Here is a 15068-nt window from a genome sequence, read left to right on the forward strand (position 1 = left end):
GGCGTGCTCAGCTCCGCCAGGTGTCGTCGAGCGCGAGCGACCCGTCGGCGCCGACGGTCGCGGTCCGGTTGCCGCCGGACTCCCAGACGACGTCCCCGCCGTCGACCTTGACGTACTTGTACTCGAACGAGGCGCCGGCGGGCAGGTCGACCGTGCCGGTCCACACCGGGTAGCCGTCGGCGGAGAGCACGACGCCGGAGGCCGGGTCCCAGGAGCCGAGCTCGGGCCGGCTGCCCACGATGCGCACGTCCTGGCCCCACGTCGTGGTCGCCTCGACCGCGACGTCGACGTCGCCCTGGGGGGTGACGCTGCCCGGGCCGGACGTCGCGCCGACGTGCAGCGCCACCGCACCGTAGGCCGGCACCGTCGCGGTGAACGTGCCGTCGCCCGCCACCGTGCGGGTCACCGAGCAGTCGGCGGCGGCGACGACGTCGCAGTACTCCCCGGCCGGCAGGTCGGTGGCGTACGTGCGGGTCACGTCCCAGGAGTTGTTGTTGATCGTCACGTACCCGGCCGAGCCGCGGCCGTACGCGACGTGGTTGCCGCCGTCGTCCCACCACCGCGTCACGCCCGCCGAGCCGACGGTGTTGTGGAAGCCGACCATGCCCTGGACCTCCGTCCAGCGCTGCTCGCAGGTCCACGCCCCGGAGGAGCACTCGGCGTCGGGCACGCTGTCGGAGGTGGCGCCGGGTGCGCCGGCGTCGTAGTCGGAGAACGTGTACCCGGAGTAGACGGTGGGCGACCCGTACGGCCACGAGAGCAGGAAGACGTTGGCGAGCGTGTACTTCGCGCCCCACTGGTAGCTCATGGACTCGCCGTTGCGCTCGGTGTCGTGGTTGGAGACGAAGACGCCGGCGCGGTCGGACGGCAGCTTGCCGTCTCCGACGTACCGCAGGCTCGCGATGTTCGCGTCGAAGGCGTGCTTGAGCTCGCGGGCGTAGTCGAACTCGTGGGAGTCGCCGCTGCCGAGGTACTCGGACGGCTGGACGGGTTCGCCGGCGGCGCCGATGACCTCGTGCACCCAGTAGACGTCGGAGTGGTCCATGGCGGCCTTGATGGCCTCGAGGTCCGCCGCGGGGACGTGCTTGGCGGCGTCGATGCGGAAGCCGGCCACGCCGAGGGAGACGAGGTCGTCGAGGTAGGCCGCGATCGTCTCCCGGACGTACGTGGACGAGGTGCGCAGGTCCTGCAGCGCCACGAGGCGGCAGTGCTGGACCTCCCAGCGGTCCTGGTAGTTGCTGATGTCGGAGCGGCAGTCGTTGAAGTCCCACCCCGAGTACATCGGGAAGCTGTCCTCGGCGTAGGGCGACCCGGCGACGCCGTACCCGGCGGAGTCCGCGCCGGCCATGTGGTTGACGACGGCGTCTGCGATGACCTCGACGCCGGCGTCGTGGCAGGTCGAGACCATCGCCGCGAACTCGGCGCGGGTGCCGAGCTTCGACTCGATCTGGTAGCTGACCGGCTGGTAGGAGGTCCACCAGGCGTCGCCGGGGACGTGCTCGGCGGGCGGGGAGACCTGCACGTAGCCGAACCCGGCCGGGCCGATCTCGGACGTGCACTCGGCGGCGACGGCGTCCCACGTCCACTGGAAGAGGTTGAGGATGACGTCCTTGCCGTCGTTCGGCGGGGTCTGGGCCTGCGCGCCGGGTGGCGCGACGCCGAGCACGAGTGCGAGTGCTGCGGCCACGGTGGTGGCGAGCGTGGCGAGCGGTGCTCTGCCGTGGCGCTTGCCGGGGTGGACGTCCTGGTGGGCGGTGCGCATCGTTGCGGCTCCCTCGGTCGACCGCGCGCCAGTGCGCGGTTGCGGGCGTTTGCTGCAACCTTACAGAAACGTGCAGATGGACGCCAGAGCGCGCCGCGGGACCGATGCGGGATCATGGCGCACGGAACCTGGCCGAACCCAAGTGGAAGGTGGCCCCGAGCATGACCTCGATCGTGGTCGTCGGCTCCGTCAACGCCGACCTCGTCGCCCGCGTCCCCACCCACCCCGCGCCGGGCGAGACGGTGCTCGCCGACAGCATGACCGTGCTGCCCGGTGGCAAGGGCGCCAACCAGGCGGTGGTCGCGGCACGCCTCGGCGGCGACGTGGCGCTGGTGGGCGCGGTCGGCACCGACGCCTTCGCCGCCGCAGCGCTCCCCGGGCTGCGGCGCGCCGGGGTGGACCTCACCGCCGTCGCGACGGTCCCCGGACCCACCGGCGTCGCCCTGGTCTCGGTGGACGACGACGGCGAGAACGTCATCGTCGTCGTCCCCGGTGCGAACGGCTCGGTCGACGCGGCCGCGGTGCAGCGGCACGCCCGGCTCGTGGCGGGCGCCGCCGTCGTCGTCGTCCAGGGCGAGATCCCCACCGCGGGGACCGAGGCCGCAGCCCGCGCCGCCACGGGGCGCGTGCTGCTCAACCTCGCGCCGGTGGTCCCCGTGGTCCGTGAGGTGCTGGCGCTCGCCGACCCGCTCGTCGTCAACGCCGGCGAGGCCTGGCGGCTGCTCACCGAGGCGGGGCGGGCCGTGCCCGAGGGCGAACCCTTCGGCGTCGTCGAGCGCCTGCGCGAGCTCGGGCCACGGTCCGTGGTGCTCACCCTCGGCGGTGCGGGCGCGGTCGCCCTCGACGGGGACGACGACGCCGGCCCGGTCGTCGTGCCGGCGCCCACGGTCGACGTCGTGGACACCACGGGCGCCGGCGACGCGTTCGTCGGGGCGCTGGCCTGGCGGCTCGCCCAGGGCGACGGCCTCGCGGACGCGGTGCGCACCGCCGTGCGGGTCGGAGCGTTCTCCGTCACGACCCACGGGGCGCAGCCGTCGTTCCCGACGGCCGACGACGAGCTGCCGGTGTGACCCTCAGCCGCCCTGCGTGACGCTGCCGTCGGCCAGGTCCACCAGGTGGTCCTCCTCGACGTCGTCCCGGGTCAGGATCGAGACGCTCCAGCGTGCCTGGCTGCCGTCGGCGTCGAGGTCGGCGTCCTCCAGGGTGCCGCCCGACTGCCCGACGACGCGCTGGATCGCCTCGGCCAGGCCCACCGTCGCGCCGTCCAGGGCGTCGCGGTCCTCGGAGTCCAGGTCGTCCTCCGCGGTGGCGAGCACCTCCGTGCCGGCGCCGTCCACCGTGACCTCGACCGTGCCGCCGTCCACCGCCACGTCGACCTCCCAGGACGTGGCCGCGTCGTCGTCGTCGATCGCGAAGGCGGTCCCGCCGGCCTCGGACTCCGCGGTCGCCAGGGCCGCGAGCGCCGTCGTGGTCCGGTCGCCGATCCCCTCGGCCGCAGCTTCGTCCCCGGAGCCGGAGCCTTCGGACGCGTCCGCGGCGCCGTCGCCTTCGGCGGCGTCGTCGCTCTCGTCGGCCGGTGCGTCGGTGGCCGGTGCGTCGTCCGTGGGTGCGGCGGGGGCGGTGCTGCCGTCGGTGGAGGCGTCGTCGGGCGCGTCGTCCGAGCAGGCGGCGAGCGTCAGGCCGAGCGTCAGGGCGATGGCGGCGAGCCCGGCGGTGCGGGCGGTGCGGTGCGTCATGGGTCCATCCTGACGGTCCGGTGCGGGTGAGTGGGAGAGCGGCGTGCTCGTCGGGGATGTCGGTGATACTGGAGGCATGGCGTCCGCCACGAAGTCGTTGGAGCAGCTGCGCGCCCGGGTCGGCGATGCCCTCTTCCTGAAGGTCGCCGGCCCTGACGGTCATGCCGCGCGCGACCGTATCCACCTCACGCCCGGTCCTCGCTGGTTCGCGGCCGGGAGCCCCGTCCGGCGGGTCCACGCGGACGCCGCGACGTTCGTGGGCGGGCTGCGCGCGCTGCTCCTGCAGTCCCTGCACCCGCTGGCCATGGCGGGCGTCGCGGGGCACTCCGGGTTCCGCGGCGACCCGTGGGGGCGGCTCGCCCGCACCTCGACGTTCCTGGCCACGACGACGTTCGCGACGGCCGACGACGCCCAGGAGATGGTCGACCGGGTGCGCGCGGTGCACGAGCGGGTGCGGGGCAAGGCGCCCGACGGGCGCCCGTACCGCGCGAGCGACCCGCACCTGCTCTCGTGGGTGCACGCCGCCGAGGCGGACTCGTTCCTGACCGCCCACCAGCGCTACGGCGAGCGGCGGCTGACGCCGGCCGAGGCCGACGAGTACGTGGCCCAGTCGGGACGCGTGGCCCGGGCGCTGGGGGCCCAGGACGTGCCGCAGACCGTGGCAGAGCTCGCAGCGGTCCTCGAGGGCTACCGGCCCGAGCTCGAGGCGACGCCCGCGGCGCTCGACACCGCGCACTTCCTCCTGCGGGAGCCGCCGCTGCCCCGCGCGGTCCGCCCGCCCTACCGGTTGCTCGCGGCGGGGGCCGTGTCCCTGCTGCCCGCCTGGGCGCGCGACGAGCTGCAGGTCGACACCTGGTTCGCCCGCACCTGCGGGGGCCCGGCCGGGGCGCTCGCCGTCCGGGGCATCCGCTGGGGTCTCGGCCCTGCCGAGAGCAGGGACCGCCACGGCGAACCGGTGTGATCTCCGGCGTCCGGACGCCACCGGTGCGCACCGTCCACCTGCTGTTCACCCCGGCGCCGCCGGACCGCCATCCGGGCGACGCCTCGATGCCACGGTGCGGCGCGATGATCGGTGATCCCCGGGCCGCCGGGCCCGGGACGACGACGTCGTGAGGATGGCCATGGGCACCGTCTGGATCGAGAAGCGCAAGCCCTGCGGCCGCGTGCGCCGCACCTGGTCGGCCGAGGTCCTCGGTGCGGACGTGTGGGGCGACTGGTTCTCGGTGCCCGACGAGGGCGGGGTGCTCCTGCTCCCGCTCGCCGACCCGTGGGTCGCCTGGTTCGGCGCTGACGGCGGTGTCCGCGTCGACGTCGCCACCACCGTCGTGGCCGCCGCGCCCGTCAGCTCGTTCGTCGACCTCGACGTGGACGTCGAACGGCACGCCGACGGCTCCGTGCACATGCTCGACGCCGCGGACCTCCTGCACCGGGCGCCGTCGTACCCCCGCCCCTGGGTGGAGTTGGCCTGGGAGGCGTGGCACGACGTCGCGCGCGACGTCGGCGACCGCGTCGAACCGTTCGGGACCGCGCCCGACCTCTGGCTGCGGCGTGCCGCCCGTGCGGCCCGACCGTCGGCGGGCGTCCTGTCCGCCTGACCGCCCGACCTCACGAACCGGGGGCGAGCGCGGCGGACGGGTGCGAGCCTGGCTCGATGAACAGTCCGCACCGCACCACGTCGGGCCTGTGGAGCGACCGGCTCGGCCGCCCCGCGACCCGTGCCGCCCAGGTGCTCCTCCTGCTCGCCCTGGCCTCGTGCGTCGTGTTCGCCCTGACGCGCCTGTCGTTGCTCGTGATCCCCGTGCTCATCGCGCTCATCCTCGCGGCGGCGCTCGCTCCGGTGGTCCGCTTCCTGCGGCGGCACGGGTGGCACCCGCTGCTCGCGACGTGGGCGACGCTCGTCGGCGGCCTGAGCCTCCTCGGGCTCGTGCTGTGGCTGGTCGGCCGGGAGTTCGGCGACGAGTGGTCCACCCTCGTGGGGGAGGCCGGGCGCGGCCTGGACGAGCTCGAGCGGTTCGTCACCGACGGCCCGCTGAACATCAGCCCGGAGCAGCTCGAGTCGCTGCGCCAGACGGCCACCGACGCGCTGACGAGCGACGCCGCGCAGTCCGGTGCGCTCCGCGGCGCGACGGCCGCCGTCGAGGCCGTCGCCGGCCTCTTCCTCGGGCTGGTGGTCCTGTTCTTCCTGCTCAAGGACGGCCGCCGCATCTACACGTTCCTGCTGACGCCGCTGCAGGAGCCGACGCGGGAGCGTGCCCTGCGGGTCGGCGAACGTTCGGTCGACGTCCTCGGCGGGTATCTCCGCGGCACGGCCATCGTCGCGACGGTCGACGCCGTCGCGATCGGCATCGGGCTGCTCATCATCGGCGTCCCGCTCGTCCTGCCGCTCGCCGCGACCGTGTTCCTCGGTGCTTTCATCCCGCTGATCGGGGCGGTGCTCGCCGGGGCGCTGGCCGCCCTGGTGACGCTCGTGACGAACGGTCCCTTGGCGGCGCTGATCGTGGTCGGGCTCGTGATCGCCGTGAACCAGCTCGAGGGCGACCTGCTCGCCCCGGTCGTCATGGGCCACGTGCTGTCGCTGCACCCGCTCGCAGTGCTCCTCGCGCTGACGGCGGGCACCATCCTCGCCGGACTCGTCGGCGCCCTGCTCGCGGTGCCGATCGCCGCCGTCGGCTGGGCGGCGCTCAAGGAGTGGAACGCGACGGCGCCGCCGGGCGAGAAGCTGGTGACGACCACGCCACCGGCCGACGACGCCTGAGCCGCGGCCCTCGGCGCCTCAGACCTCGGCGCCTCAGACCTCGGCGCCTCACTCGTCGCCGGTCAGCTCGCCGGTCTCGAGGTGGACGCGGTAGTCGACGTCGTCGCCCTGCTCGTCCACCGTCACGGACCAGTGGGGGTCGTCGAGCTCCGCCTCCTCGAGCGTGCCTCCGGAGAACGCCAGGACCCGGTCGATCGCGTCCGGGAGGGCGAACGCCGCGTCGTCGACCGCGCTCCGGTCGTCGACGTCCAGGTCGCCGTCGCCGGTGCTCAGGACGTCGCCGTCGGCGTTCACCTCGACCTGCACGGTCCTGTCGTCGACCGCCACGTCGACCTCCCAGACGGACGCGCCGGCGCCCTCGACCGCGTACGCCGTGCCGCCGGCGTCGTCCTCCGCGACGGCGATCGCGCGCAGCGCGGCGGCGTTCGGCTCGGCCGCCCCCGGGCTCCCGCTCGGGTCCTCGCTGGCGTCGGTGTCCGGGGAGCTCGTGGGGCCGGTGGTCTGCGACGGGCTGCCGGCCAGGAACTCCTCGTCACCGGGGGTGGCGGGGTTGCTGTCGCCGCCGCTGCAGGCGGCGAGGCCGAGCACGAGGGCCAGGGCGAGGCCGGGAGCCGCGGTGCGGCGGAAGCTGTGGATCGTCATACGTCGATCTTGCGGCGGTCCGGTTGCCGTCGCACGAGCACTTGCGCTTGACGCAGCGTCAACCTCTACCGTCGAGTCATGACCAGTTCGATCCAGGACGTCGCCCGGCTCGCCGGCGTCTCGAGCCGCACCCTGCGCCACTACGACCAGATCGGCCTCCTGCCGCCGTCGGGCACCGGGCACGGCGGGCTGCGCTACTACGACGACGGCGCGATCCGCCGTCTGCAGCGCATCCTGCTCCTGCGCGACCTCGGGCTGCCGCTCGACCAGATCGCCCAGGTGCTCGACGAGCAGACCGACGAGGCCGACGCCCTGCGCCGCCACCTCAACGTGCTGCGCCGCGAGCGCGGGCGGCTCGAGCGGCAGCTGGCGTCCGTGGAACGAACGTTGACCGCACTGACGGAAGGAAGGCCGATCATGGCCGAGGAGATGCTCGACGGATTCGACCACACCCAGTACAAGGACGAGGTGACCGAGCGCTGGGGCGCCGACGCCTACGCGACGTCCGACGCCTGGTGGCGCGGGCTCGGCGCGGAGGGACAGGCCGCCTGGAAGGCCCGGCTCGACGACCTCAGCGGCGCGTGGGCCGCCGCGGCCGAGCGGGGCGTCGACCCGACCTCCGACGACGGGCAGGCGCTCGCCGCCCGCCACGTCGCGTGGCTCGGGTCGGTCCCCGGCACGCCGGGATCCGACGTCGGCCGCCCGCCGAAGGAGTACGTCGTCGGCCTGGCCGAGATGTACGTGGCGGATGAGCGGTTCGCCGCGAACTACGGCGGCACCCAGGGCGCGAGCTTCGTGCGCGACGCGCTGGTCGCCTACGCGGAGCGGGAGCTGTAGGCGTCGCGGTCGCGGGTAGCTGCCGCGTCAGTACGAGCCGCGGACGTCCGGCGGGGTCGTGGCGAGCAGAGACTTCAGGGCATCGAGCCCTTCGCCCGCGAGAGTCTGCTCAAGGGTCGCATCGTCGGCGTGGGTCGGCCCGCGGCGTTCCTGCGCGGGTGAGACGAGCTCGCCCATCTCCTCGCCGTTGCCGATGATCCCGTCGTCGAACGGCACGACGGCATCGAGTCCGAGAGCGTTCCAGCGTGCCGGATAGGGTTCCGGCTCATCGGGGACTTCGGGCATCCAGAAGAGGGCGAAGACGTAGGAGTGGCCGACCTCGAGTCGGGGGGTGTCCTCGGCGACCATCGGGGACCTGTCTCCGTCGGTCAGGGTCCACCCCATGCCTGGCATCGAGAACTCGCCCTCGGGCGGCCCGTGCGCTGGGTCGTCCGCCGACCAGACGACCTCGTCCGCCTGCAGCGTGAGCGAGCGGCCGACCGAGCCCTCGCCCGTGTCCTCCTCGTGATCACCTCGGGGCATCTCGCGCTCGGAGGTCACGGTGGCCACGACCACGTGGTCCGCGTAGGTGACCCAGTCCGCGGCGCTGTCGTTCGGGTACGGTTCCGCGCCGTGAATCGCGGTGCCGGGGGACGTCGCTGCACAGCCGGTGACGAGGCCCATGACGAGCACGAGTGCGATGGTGGTCGACGATCTCTGCGTGTCCAAGGTCCTGCCCGCGTCCGTCGGCGTGGTGTTCTTTGCCCCGAACATGTCGCGTGCGTGCAGGTTCTTGCTGCTGCGAGCGGATGGCGGTCGTGGAGACCGTGTGAGACTGACCCGGTGAGCGAGAACTGGGCCCGGCAGCGCACCGAGGCCGCCCGGGAGCACGCTGCGCGGCTCGCCGCCCGGCAGGACGCCGAGCACGCCCGCGCCGAGCAGCTGCTCGCCGACTTCGTCGGCCGTGCCCGCGCCGCTGGCCTCGAGCCCGAGCCGTTGCAGGTCAAGGGGTACGGCGGGCGCGGCACCGCGCGGACGCCGCTGCACGGCTGGTACCTGCGCACGGACCGGACCGCCGCGGTGGCCGTGGACGGCAGCTTCTACGTCCTGACGGCGCCGCTGGGACTGCTCGACCGGGTCCGCGGTGTCCGTCCTGCGCCGAGCCGCCCGCCCCTGGTGCTCGGTGCAGGCGGCAAGGACGGCGACTCCATCGACCTCGTCGACGCCCTGGAGCGGCTGCTGCCCGGCTGGCAGGACGACTCGGCGTAGCTCTCGGTCACGCATCGCCCCCTGACGCGCGACGCCGCGCTACGTCGCGTCGAGCGCCGAGCGGAGTGCCCGGACCCAGTCGTCGAACGCGTCGAGGTGGGCGTCGTGCGAGGCTCAGGCACCGATCGTCGCGTCGATCAGCCCACCGACCGCCGCGGTGGCCAGGTAGCCCACCGCGCGCCCGTCCACCACGGCGGCCGCCGCGTGGTGGCCCGGTGCCGCGTTGTCCACCAGCAGGATCTCGACCTCCCGAGCCCCCGCGAGCGGGAACCTGACCGCGTCCAGGTCGTGCAGCGCGAGGAGGTCCGCGGGGTCCCGGACCGCGACCCACCGGTCCACGGGCTCGGGCCAGGTGAGGGGACCGGCCGTGCGCAGCGCGTCCCGCACCGCCCGGATCGCGAGCGGCGAGCCCAGGGTCAGCAGCAGCGGCACCTGCGCACCGGCCGCGGCCGCCGAGCGCAGCACCTCGTACGCGACCACGGACCCGAACGAGTGCGCGACCACGACGGCCGGCTCGTCACCGACGAGAGCGTCGGCCACGCCGTCGTCGATCGCCGCCCGCACCCGGGGATCGACCAGGTACCGGTGGACGTCCCGCGCGAACAGCAGCACGGCGGCGCCGCTCAGGCCGGGCACGAACCGGTCGATCGCCGCCAGCACCCGCGCCAGGGCCTCGGCGAGCGCGTCGGTGACCGCGCCCTCGGCGCGGACGTCAGCCCCGTCGTCGGGCCCGACGGCGGCACCCGCCTCGGGCGGCGCGCCCGCGGCAGCGAGCACCTCCCGGGCCACGTCCAGCACGAACCGCAGCTCACCGTCTTCCTGCCGGCCGAGCCCGTGGGTGGTGACGGGCGGCCCGGTCGGCCCGTCGACGAGCCCCGCGAGGGTGTCGCCGTAGTACACGAACGTCGCGTCGCCGTCCGCCACGCGCAGCGACGACCCGGCCGTCGCGAGACCGCGGTGGAGCGTCTCGAGCCAGACCGCCTCGAGGGCCTCCGGGTCGCGGCCGCCGGTGTCGCGGCCATGGAGCAGCACGAGCCGGGTCATGCGGCCACCAGCCGGGCGACTTCGTCGGCGCAACCCCAGCTCAGCGTGACGCCGGCGCCGCCGTGCCCGTAGCAGTGCACGACGTGCCCGTCCCGCTCGACCCGGACCGTCGGCCGGGCCGGGCGCAGCCCGACGGCGTGCCGCAGCACCCGCGCGCTCCGTACCTCGGGGACCAGCCGGGCCGCGCGCTCGAGGATGTCCGCGGCGGTGTCGGCGGACGGCGTGCGGTCCCAGGCGCCGACGCCGTCGGTACCGCCCACGACGACCTCGCGCCCGCGCGGCACCACGTAGGTGGGGCCGACGGCGTCCAGCCACCAGCGGTCCAGCCCCCACTGCTCCAGCACGACCGTCTGCCCACGCACCGGGTGCAGCGTCCCGTCCCCGACGAGGCCCCGCGCGCCGAGGCCGGTGCAGTGGACGACCGTCGCGCCGTCGTCCCCACCCGGTCCGGGCAGCGCGTCCAGCGACGCTCGCACGATCGTCCCGCCGAGCGTCTCGACGCGTCCAGCGAGCCAGGCCAGGTAGACGGGCATGTCGACCAGCGGCGCCGTGAACGTCCAGCCCGCGGCGTACGACGGCGGCACGTCGGCCGTGCGGTCGAGCCGCGGCACGGCGTCGCGCCACCACGGGTCAGTCGGTGTCCCGGTGAACACCTCGGTGCCGGGGCGCATCCGCACGCCTGCCGCCGGGTCGTCGTCGGCGATCCCCGCGAAGACGTCGAACGACCGGGCCGCCCACGCGGTGACGCGGTCCTGGGGCAGCGCGAGGTACGGGTACCAGAGGGCGGCCGCGACCGCGGAGGTCGTGTCCTGGGGCAGCTCGCGGGCGCGGACCGCGACCCGGTGACCGGCCTCCAGGAGCCGGACGGCGCAGCTCAGGCCCATGACCCCGGCGCCGACGACGGTCACGTCCACCATGTCCCCCCCTGATGCCACCGCACCGTGCAGCGGTCGGTCCTCCTCGTGGAACGAGAGCCACGTCGGCCCGGTCACGAGACCTGCCCAGTGTTCCAGGAGGACGGTCCGCGGGACACCCCGGCCGGGACCGCCTGCCGCGCGGATACGGCCGCGTCGGCAGGCGGTCGACGGGACCCCGGCCGATCAGCTGATCGCGGCCTTCAGCGCCTCGGCATGCGCGGTTGCCCACGTGCGGAAGTCGCGCAGCGCGGGGTTGAGCAGGCGAAGCTCGTCGAGATCGCGGGCACCCGTGAACTGGTCGTCGAAGTCGCCGTAGTACTGGAACATGTTCGCGATCTCCTCCGCGGCGGGGATGGGAAGAGCGCGGAACGTGTCGTAGGGGACAGCCTCGAACCGGACGGTCTCCCCGATGACCTCGCCGATGATCTCCGCGTAGTCGGCGCCCGTCAGGTGGTCGCCGGCCAGGCTGACCGTCCGCCCGACGTACGTGTCTCCGGCGGCGAGGAGGGCGAACGCGGTGCGGCCGATGTCGTCGACGTCGACGCCGGCGAGGCGCTTCCCGGGCTCGAAGGGCAGCGTGAGCGTGACCACGCCGTCCTCCGCGCGACGTGGCGCGAACGCACCGACGAATCCTTGGAAGTAGTACGTGGTGTTCAGGAACGTCGTGGGCACCCCGGCCTCGGTGAAGAGACGGTTGCCCTCGCCCTTGGCGTCGAAGTGGGGCACGTTGTAGCTGTCCTGCAGGACGGGCATGCGCGGGTCGCTGACGGGGAGCAGGTCGCGGGTGTCCTCGAGCGTGGACCACACCACGTGGGAGAGCTTCGCGGAGGCTGCCGCCTCGGCGAGGTTGGCGATCTCCTGCGTCTCCTGGGCGGCGGAGAGGTGCGCCCAGAAGTTGGTGACGAGGAAGGCCCCGTCGGCGCCCGCGAACGCTGTCTTGAGAGTGGTCGGGTCGGTGAAGTCGGCCTGGACGACCTCCACGCCCCGGGCAGCGAGAGCCTGTGCGGCCGGAGACTGCGGGTCGCGGGTGATGGCGCGGACGGCGAAGCGCTGCTGCGGGTCCTCCAGGAGCGCGGTGACCATCCCTCCGCCCTGAGACCCGGTGGCACCTGCGACGACGATGATCGGCTTGCTGGTCATGATGCTTCTCCTGTCGATGAGTTCGGAACTTCGGAAGATCGGGGGTCAGGGGGCGTCGAGGTCGAGGTGTCGACGGATGGCGACGGCGGCCTCGTTCAGGTCGGTGAGCTGCTGGGGAGTGAATGCGTCGATGAAGACCTCCTTGATCGCCTGGAGGTGGGGGATGGTGCTGGCGTGGAAGGCGCGGGCGCCTTCGTCGGTGAGGAGGACGTGTGACCCGCGGGCGTCGTCCTCACAGGGTTCGCGGCGTACCAGTCCGCGCTTCTCCATCCGCCCGAGGTGACCTGACAGGCGGCTGCGTTCCCACTCGATGTGCGCGGCGAGATCGGAGGACCGCACCGTTCGCCCGTCCGCCTCGCTCAGGGCGAGCAGCACCTTGTAGTCCCCGCTCGAGAGCTTCGAGTCCTGCTGCAGCCGGGACTCGATGCGGGCGCGGACGACGTCGAAGGTCTCGACGTGCGCACGCCAGGCCGCGAGCTCCTCGCTCGTCGGGAGGTTCCTACGTCCTGCTGCACCCATCGCGTCTCCTCGGTAGTTGACATGTGAATCATATGGGCAAGTGATTCACATGTCAATCAACTGATGAGAGTGCCCCGATGGTCAGGCGCGGTCGATCCGCCTCAGTCGAGCGGCCGCAGGATCCGGTGCAGGAACTGCTTCGTCCGCTCCTCGCGGGGGTGGGTGAAGAGCTGCGCGGGCGCACCGCGCTCGGCCACCACGCCGCCGTCGAGGAACAGGACCTCGTCGGCGACCTCGCGGGCGAACTGGAGCTCGTGGGTGACCACCACCATCGTCCAGCCCTCGTCGGCGAGGCTCTTCATGACGTGCAGCACCTCGCCGACGAGCTCGGGGTCCAGGGCGGACGTCGGCTCGTCGAAGAGCAGGAGGTCGGGCTGCAGGGCGAGCGCCCGCACGATGCCGACCCGCTGCTGCTGCCCGCCGGAGAGTTCGCGCGGGTACGCGTCGCGCTTCTCGGCGAGCCCGACCCGGGCGAGCAGGTCGGTCGCCCGCGCCTCGGCCTCGGCCCGGGGGACCTTGCGCACCTGGACGGGGCCCTCGGTGACGTTCTGCAGCACCGTCTTGTGCGGGAACAGGTTGTGGTGCTGGAACACCATGGCCGACCGGTCGCGGGCCGCGAACCGCTGAGCCGCCGGCACGGGCCGCGAGAAGTCGATCTCGGGGCCGCCGTCGAACGCCAGGGTGCCGGCGTCGGGCATCTCGAGGCCGTTGAGCGAGCGCAGCATGGTCGTCTTGCCGGACCCGCTGGGGCCGATGAGTGCGACCACCTGACCCGGCCGCACGTCCAGATCGACGCCGCGCAGCACGTGGTTGTCCCCGAACGACTTGTGGATGCCGCGGGCGGACATCAGGGGCTCAGACATACTGCTCCAGCTTCTTCTCGATGCGGTCCTGCCCGAACGACAGCACGGTGCAGATGATCCAGTAGATGACCGCTGCCTCGGCGTAGATCAGCAGGAACTCGGTCGTGGACGCCGCGATCTCCTGCGCCTTGCGGAACAGCTCGGTCACGAGGATGAGCGAGGCGAGCGAGGAGTCCTTCACCAGCGAGATGAACGTGTTGGACAGGGGCGGCACGCTGACGCGGGCGGCCTGCGGCAGGATGATGCGCCGCAGCGTCCTGGCGTGCGACATCCCCACGACGTAGCCGGCCTCCCACTGCCCCGTCGGCACGGAGAGGATGGCGGCGCGGATGACCTCGGCCGCGTACCCGCCCACGTTGAGCGAGAAGGCGACGACGGCGCTCGGCCACGGGTCGATCGTCACGCCGATGGTCGGCAGCCCGTAGAAGATCACGAAGAGCTGCACCAGCAGCGGGGTGCCGCGGATGATCGAGACGTAGACCCGCCCGATGCCGGACAGGAGGCGTCGGGAGGACAGCCGCAGCAGCGCGACGCCCAGCGCGAGGACCAGCCCGAGCGCGAACGAGATCAGGGCCAGGGGGATCGTCCCGAGGATCGCGTCGCGCCACATCGGCCACCACGAGTCTTGCAAGAGCTGGACGTCCATGTGCTCACCTCACCATCGGCGCGCCCGTGGACGACGACGGCGCGCGGGAGACGTGCGGGAGCGCCGGTACCCGTGGGGTACCGGCGCTCCTGCGCAACGGTCGGGGACGACTTACTCGGAGACGTCCTCGCCGAAGTACTTGTCCGACAGCTCGGCGAGGGTGCCGTCCGACCGCAGCTCGTCCAGGGCGCCGTCGATCGCCTCGGCCAGCGCGGCGCGCTCCGGGGTGACGACGAACCCGGACTCCGAGGTCTCCTCGGTCTCCGCGGCGATCTCGATCGGCGCGTCGGGGTGCTCGTTGAGGTAGTCGAGCACCGTCAGGGAGTCGTTGATGGTGGCGTCCACCCGGCCCTGCTCGATGAGGGCGACGGACTGTGCCCAGCCCTCGACGGCCTCGATCTGCGCGCCGGACTCCTCGGCGAGGGTGCGCCAGTTGCTCGTGAGCGACTGCGCGGTGGTCTTGCCGTCCAGGTCCTCGAAGCTCGAGATCGACGTGTCGCCCTCGGGGACCACGACGACGCCGCGGGAGATCGTGTACGGCTGGGAGAACTCGTACTTCTCGACCCGCTCCGGGGTCATCGAGACCTGGTTCGCGATGGTGTCGACGCGGCCGGCGTCGAGTGCGGCGAAGATGGCGTCCCACTGGGTCTCCGCGAACTCGATCTCGAGCCCGAGCTTCTCGGCGACCGCTTCGGCCACCTCGACGTCGTAGCCGACGAGCTCGCCCGAGTCGTCGTGGAACGTGAACGGCCGGTACGTGCCCTCCGTGGCGACGGTCAGCGTGCCGTCGTCGGTGAGGTTCAGGTCCGAACCGGCGTCCGCGCCGTCGGATCCGTCGCCGGAACCGCCGCACGCCGCGAGCGCCAGGGCGGTCACGGTGGCCGTGGCGGTGGCGAGGATGGCGCGGTGGCGTCGCATGGAGGTCTCCTGTGTGCTGGTGGCCGTCGGCGGGATGTACC

17 protein-coding genes are annotated in these 15068 nt (G+C 73.4%); 6 read left to right on the forward strand and 11 right to left on the reverse strand.

Translation table 11 applies throughout. The annotated features are described in order from the left end of the window. Window positions 1-7: 7 nt before the first annotated feature. Complete coding sequence (locus BCL65_RS00765; protein ID WP_106264280.1) at window positions 8-1762, reverse strand: carbohydrate-binding module family 20 domain-containing protein; 1755 nt, start codon at window positions 1760-1762, stop codon at window positions 8-10. A 161-nt stretch (window positions 1763-1923) separates the two neighbouring features. Between BCL65_RS00765 and BCL65_RS00770 the strand changes: the two genes are divergently transcribed. Continuing rightward, complete coding sequence (locus BCL65_RS00770; RefSeq protein WP_106264282.1) at window positions 1924-2832, forward strand: ribokinase; 909 nt, start codon at window positions 1924-1926, stop codon at window positions 2830-2832. 3 nt (window positions 2833-2835) lie between these two features. Here the strand turns inward: BCL65_RS00770 and BCL65_RS00775 are convergent, their stop codons facing one another. Further along, the gene (locus BCL65_RS00775) at window positions 2836-3498 is read right to left on the reverse strand and encodes a PepSY domain-containing protein (protein WP_106264284.1); all 663 of its coding nucleotides are present in this window, start codon (window positions 3496-3498) and stop codon (window positions 2836-2838) included. A 76-nt stretch (window positions 3499-3574) separates the two neighbouring features. On the opposite strand from BCL65_RS00775, the gene BCL65_RS00780 reads away from it, so the two are divergent. The 3 genes from BCL65_RS00780 (at window position 3575) to BCL65_RS00790 (ending at window position 6253) form a co-directional block, all read left to right on the forward strand. Beyond that, window positions 3575-4459: an oxygenase MpaB family protein gene (locus BCL65_RS00780; RefSeq protein WP_106264286.1), complete on the forward strand. Its 885-nt coding sequence runs from the start codon at window positions 3575-3577 to the stop codon at window positions 4457-4459. A 160-nt stretch (window positions 4460-4619) separates the two neighbouring features. Further along, window positions 4620-5093 carry a DUF402 domain-containing protein gene (locus BCL65_RS00785; protein WP_125206555.1) on the forward strand — a complete coding sequence of 158 codons (474 nt, stop codon included), beginning with the start codon at window positions 4620-4622 and terminating at the stop codon, window positions 5091-5093. Between the two features lie 56 nt (window positions 5094-5149). Beyond that, the gene (locus BCL65_RS00790; RefSeq protein WP_106264290.1) at window positions 5150-6253 is read left to right on the forward strand and encodes an AI-2E family transporter; all 1104 of its coding nucleotides are present in this window, start codon (window positions 5150-5152) and stop codon (window positions 6251-6253) included. A 48-nt stretch (window positions 6254-6301) separates the two neighbouring features. Here the strand turns inward: BCL65_RS00790 and BCL65_RS00795 are convergent, their stop codons facing one another. Continuing rightward, on the reverse strand, window positions 6302-6895 hold the full coding sequence (locus BCL65_RS00795) for a PepSY domain-containing protein (RefSeq protein ID WP_106264292.1): 594 nt from the start codon (window positions 6893-6895) through the stop codon (window positions 6302-6304). 78 nt (window positions 6896-6973) lie between these two features. Between BCL65_RS00795 and BCL65_RS00800 the strand changes: the two genes are divergently transcribed. Beyond that, window positions 6974-7732, forward strand: coding sequence for a MerR family transcriptional regulator (locus tag BCL65_RS00800; protein WP_106264294.1), 759 nt, complete (start codon window positions 6974-6976; stop codon window positions 7730-7732). Window positions 7733-7759: 27 nt separating this feature from the next. Here the strand turns inward: BCL65_RS00800 and BCL65_RS00805 are convergent, their stop codons facing one another. Further along, entirely contained in the window at window positions 7760-8440 is a 681-nt protein-coding gene (locus BCL65_RS00805) for a hypothetical protein (protein ID WP_125206554.1), read from the reverse strand. Between the two features lie 114 nt (window positions 8441-8554). On the opposite strand from BCL65_RS00805, the gene BCL65_RS00810 reads away from it, so the two are divergent. Beyond that, on the forward strand, window positions 8555-8980 hold the full coding sequence (locus BCL65_RS00810; RefSeq protein ID WP_106264298.1) for a hypothetical protein: 426 nt from the start codon (window positions 8555-8557) through the stop codon (window positions 8978-8980). A 114-nt stretch (window positions 8981-9094) separates the two neighbouring features. Here BCL65_RS00810 and BCL65_RS00815 read toward each other — a convergent pair whose 3' ends face one another. From BCL65_RS00815 to BCL65_RS00845, 7 genes are all read right to left on the reverse strand, one after another. Next, complete coding sequence (locus BCL65_RS00815; protein ID WP_106264300.1) at window positions 9095-10024, reverse strand: hypothetical protein; 930 nt, start codon at window positions 10022-10024, stop codon at window positions 9095-9097. Further along, window positions 10021-11016: an FAD-dependent oxidoreductase gene (locus tag BCL65_RS00820; RefSeq protein WP_243401092.1), complete on the reverse strand. Its 996-nt coding sequence runs from the start codon at window positions 11014-11016 to the stop codon at window positions 10021-10023. The genes BCL65_RS00815 and BCL65_RS00820 overlap by 4 nt, the downstream gene beginning before the upstream one ends. Window positions 11017-11124: 108 nt before the next feature. Then, window positions 11125-12081, reverse strand: coding sequence for an NmrA/HSCARG family protein (locus BCL65_RS00825; RefSeq protein WP_106264302.1), 957 nt, complete (start codon window positions 12079-12081; stop codon window positions 11125-11127). A gap of 45 nt (window positions 12082-12126) precedes the next feature. Continuing rightward, window positions 12127-12600, reverse strand: coding sequence for a MarR family winged helix-turn-helix transcriptional regulator (locus BCL65_RS00830; protein ID WP_106264304.1), 474 nt, complete (start codon window positions 12598-12600; stop codon window positions 12127-12129). Between the two features lie 101 nt (window positions 12601-12701). Then, window positions 12702-13463, reverse strand: coding sequence for an amino acid ABC transporter ATP-binding protein (locus BCL65_RS00835; protein WP_106264306.1), 762 nt, complete (start codon window positions 13461-13463; stop codon window positions 12702-12704). Next, window positions 13456-14109, reverse strand: coding sequence for an amino acid ABC transporter permease (locus BCL65_RS00840; protein WP_106264307.1), 654 nt, complete (start codon window positions 14107-14109; stop codon window positions 13456-13458). The genes BCL65_RS00835 and BCL65_RS00840 overlap by 8 nt, the downstream gene beginning before the upstream one ends. Window positions 14110-14220: 111 nt before the next feature. Further along, on the reverse strand, window positions 14221-15027 hold the full coding sequence (locus BCL65_RS00845) for an amino acid ABC transporter substrate-binding protein (protein WP_106264309.1): 807 nt from the start codon (window positions 15025-15027) through the stop codon (window positions 14221-14223). Window positions 15028-15068: the final 41 nt, after the last annotated feature.

The organism is Isoptericola halotolerans (genome assembly GCF_003003075.1).
Classification (GTDB): domain Bacteria; phylum Actinomycetota; class Actinomycetes; order Actinomycetales; family Cellulomonadaceae; genus Isoptericola; species Isoptericola halotolerans_A.

Excerpts from the sequence above, each read along its gene's own strand:
- BCL65_RS00770 (WP_106264282.1), top strand. The coding sequence starts at position 1,924 with ATGACCTCGATCGTGGTCGTCGGCTCCGTCAACGCCGACCTCGTCGCC.
- BCL65_RS00790 (WP_106264290.1), top strand. The coding sequence starts at position 5,150 with ATGAACAGTCCGCACCGCACCACGTCGGGCCTGTGGAGCGACCGGCTC.
- BCL65_RS00765 (WP_106264280.1), bottom strand. The coding sequence starts at position 1,762 with ATGCGCACCGCCCACCAGGACGTCCACCCCGGCAAGCGCCACGGCAGA.
- BCL65_RS00780 (WP_106264286.1), top strand. The coding sequence starts at position 3,575 with ATGGCGTCCGCCACGAAGTCGTTGGAGCAGCTGCGCGCCCGGGTCGGC.
- BCL65_RS00845 (WP_106264309.1), bottom strand. The coding sequence starts at position 15,027 with ATGCGACGCCACCGCGCCATCCTCGCCACCGCCACGGCCACCGTGACC.
- BCL65_RS00815 (WP_106264300.1), bottom strand. The coding sequence starts at position 10,024 with ATGACCCGGCTCGTGCTGCTCCATGGCCGCGACACCGGCGGCCGCGAC.
- BCL65_RS00795 (WP_106264292.1), bottom strand. The coding sequence starts at position 6,895 with ATGACGATCCACAGCTTCCGCCGCACCGCGGCTCCCGGCCTCGCCCTG.
- BCL65_RS00835 (WP_106264306.1), bottom strand. The coding sequence starts at position 13,463 with ATGTCTGAGCCCCTGATGTCCGCCCGCGGCATCCACAAGTCGTTCGGG.
- BCL65_RS00840 (WP_106264307.1), bottom strand. The coding sequence starts at position 14,109 with ATGGACGTCCAGCTCTTGCAAGACTCGTGGTGGCCGATGTGGCGCGAC.
- BCL65_RS00825 (WP_106264302.1), bottom strand. The coding sequence starts at position 12,081 with ATGACCAGCAAGCCGATCATCGTCGTCGCAGGTGCCACCGGGTCTCAG.
- BCL65_RS00800 (WP_106264294.1), top strand. The coding sequence starts at position 6,974 with ATGACCAGTTCGATCCAGGACGTCGCCCGGCTCGCCGGCGTCTCGAGC.
- BCL65_RS00785 (WP_125206555.1), top strand. The coding sequence starts at position 4,620 with ATGGGCACCGTCTGGATCGAGAAGCGCAAGCCCTGCGGCCGCGTGCGC.
- BCL65_RS00830 (WP_106264304.1), bottom strand. The coding sequence starts at position 12,600 with ATGGGTGCAGCAGGACGTAGGAACCTCCCGACGAGCGAGGAGCTCGCG.
- BCL65_RS00775 (WP_106264284.1), bottom strand. The coding sequence starts at position 3,498 with ATGACGCACCGCACCGCCCGCACCGCCGGGCTCGCCGCCATCGCCCTG.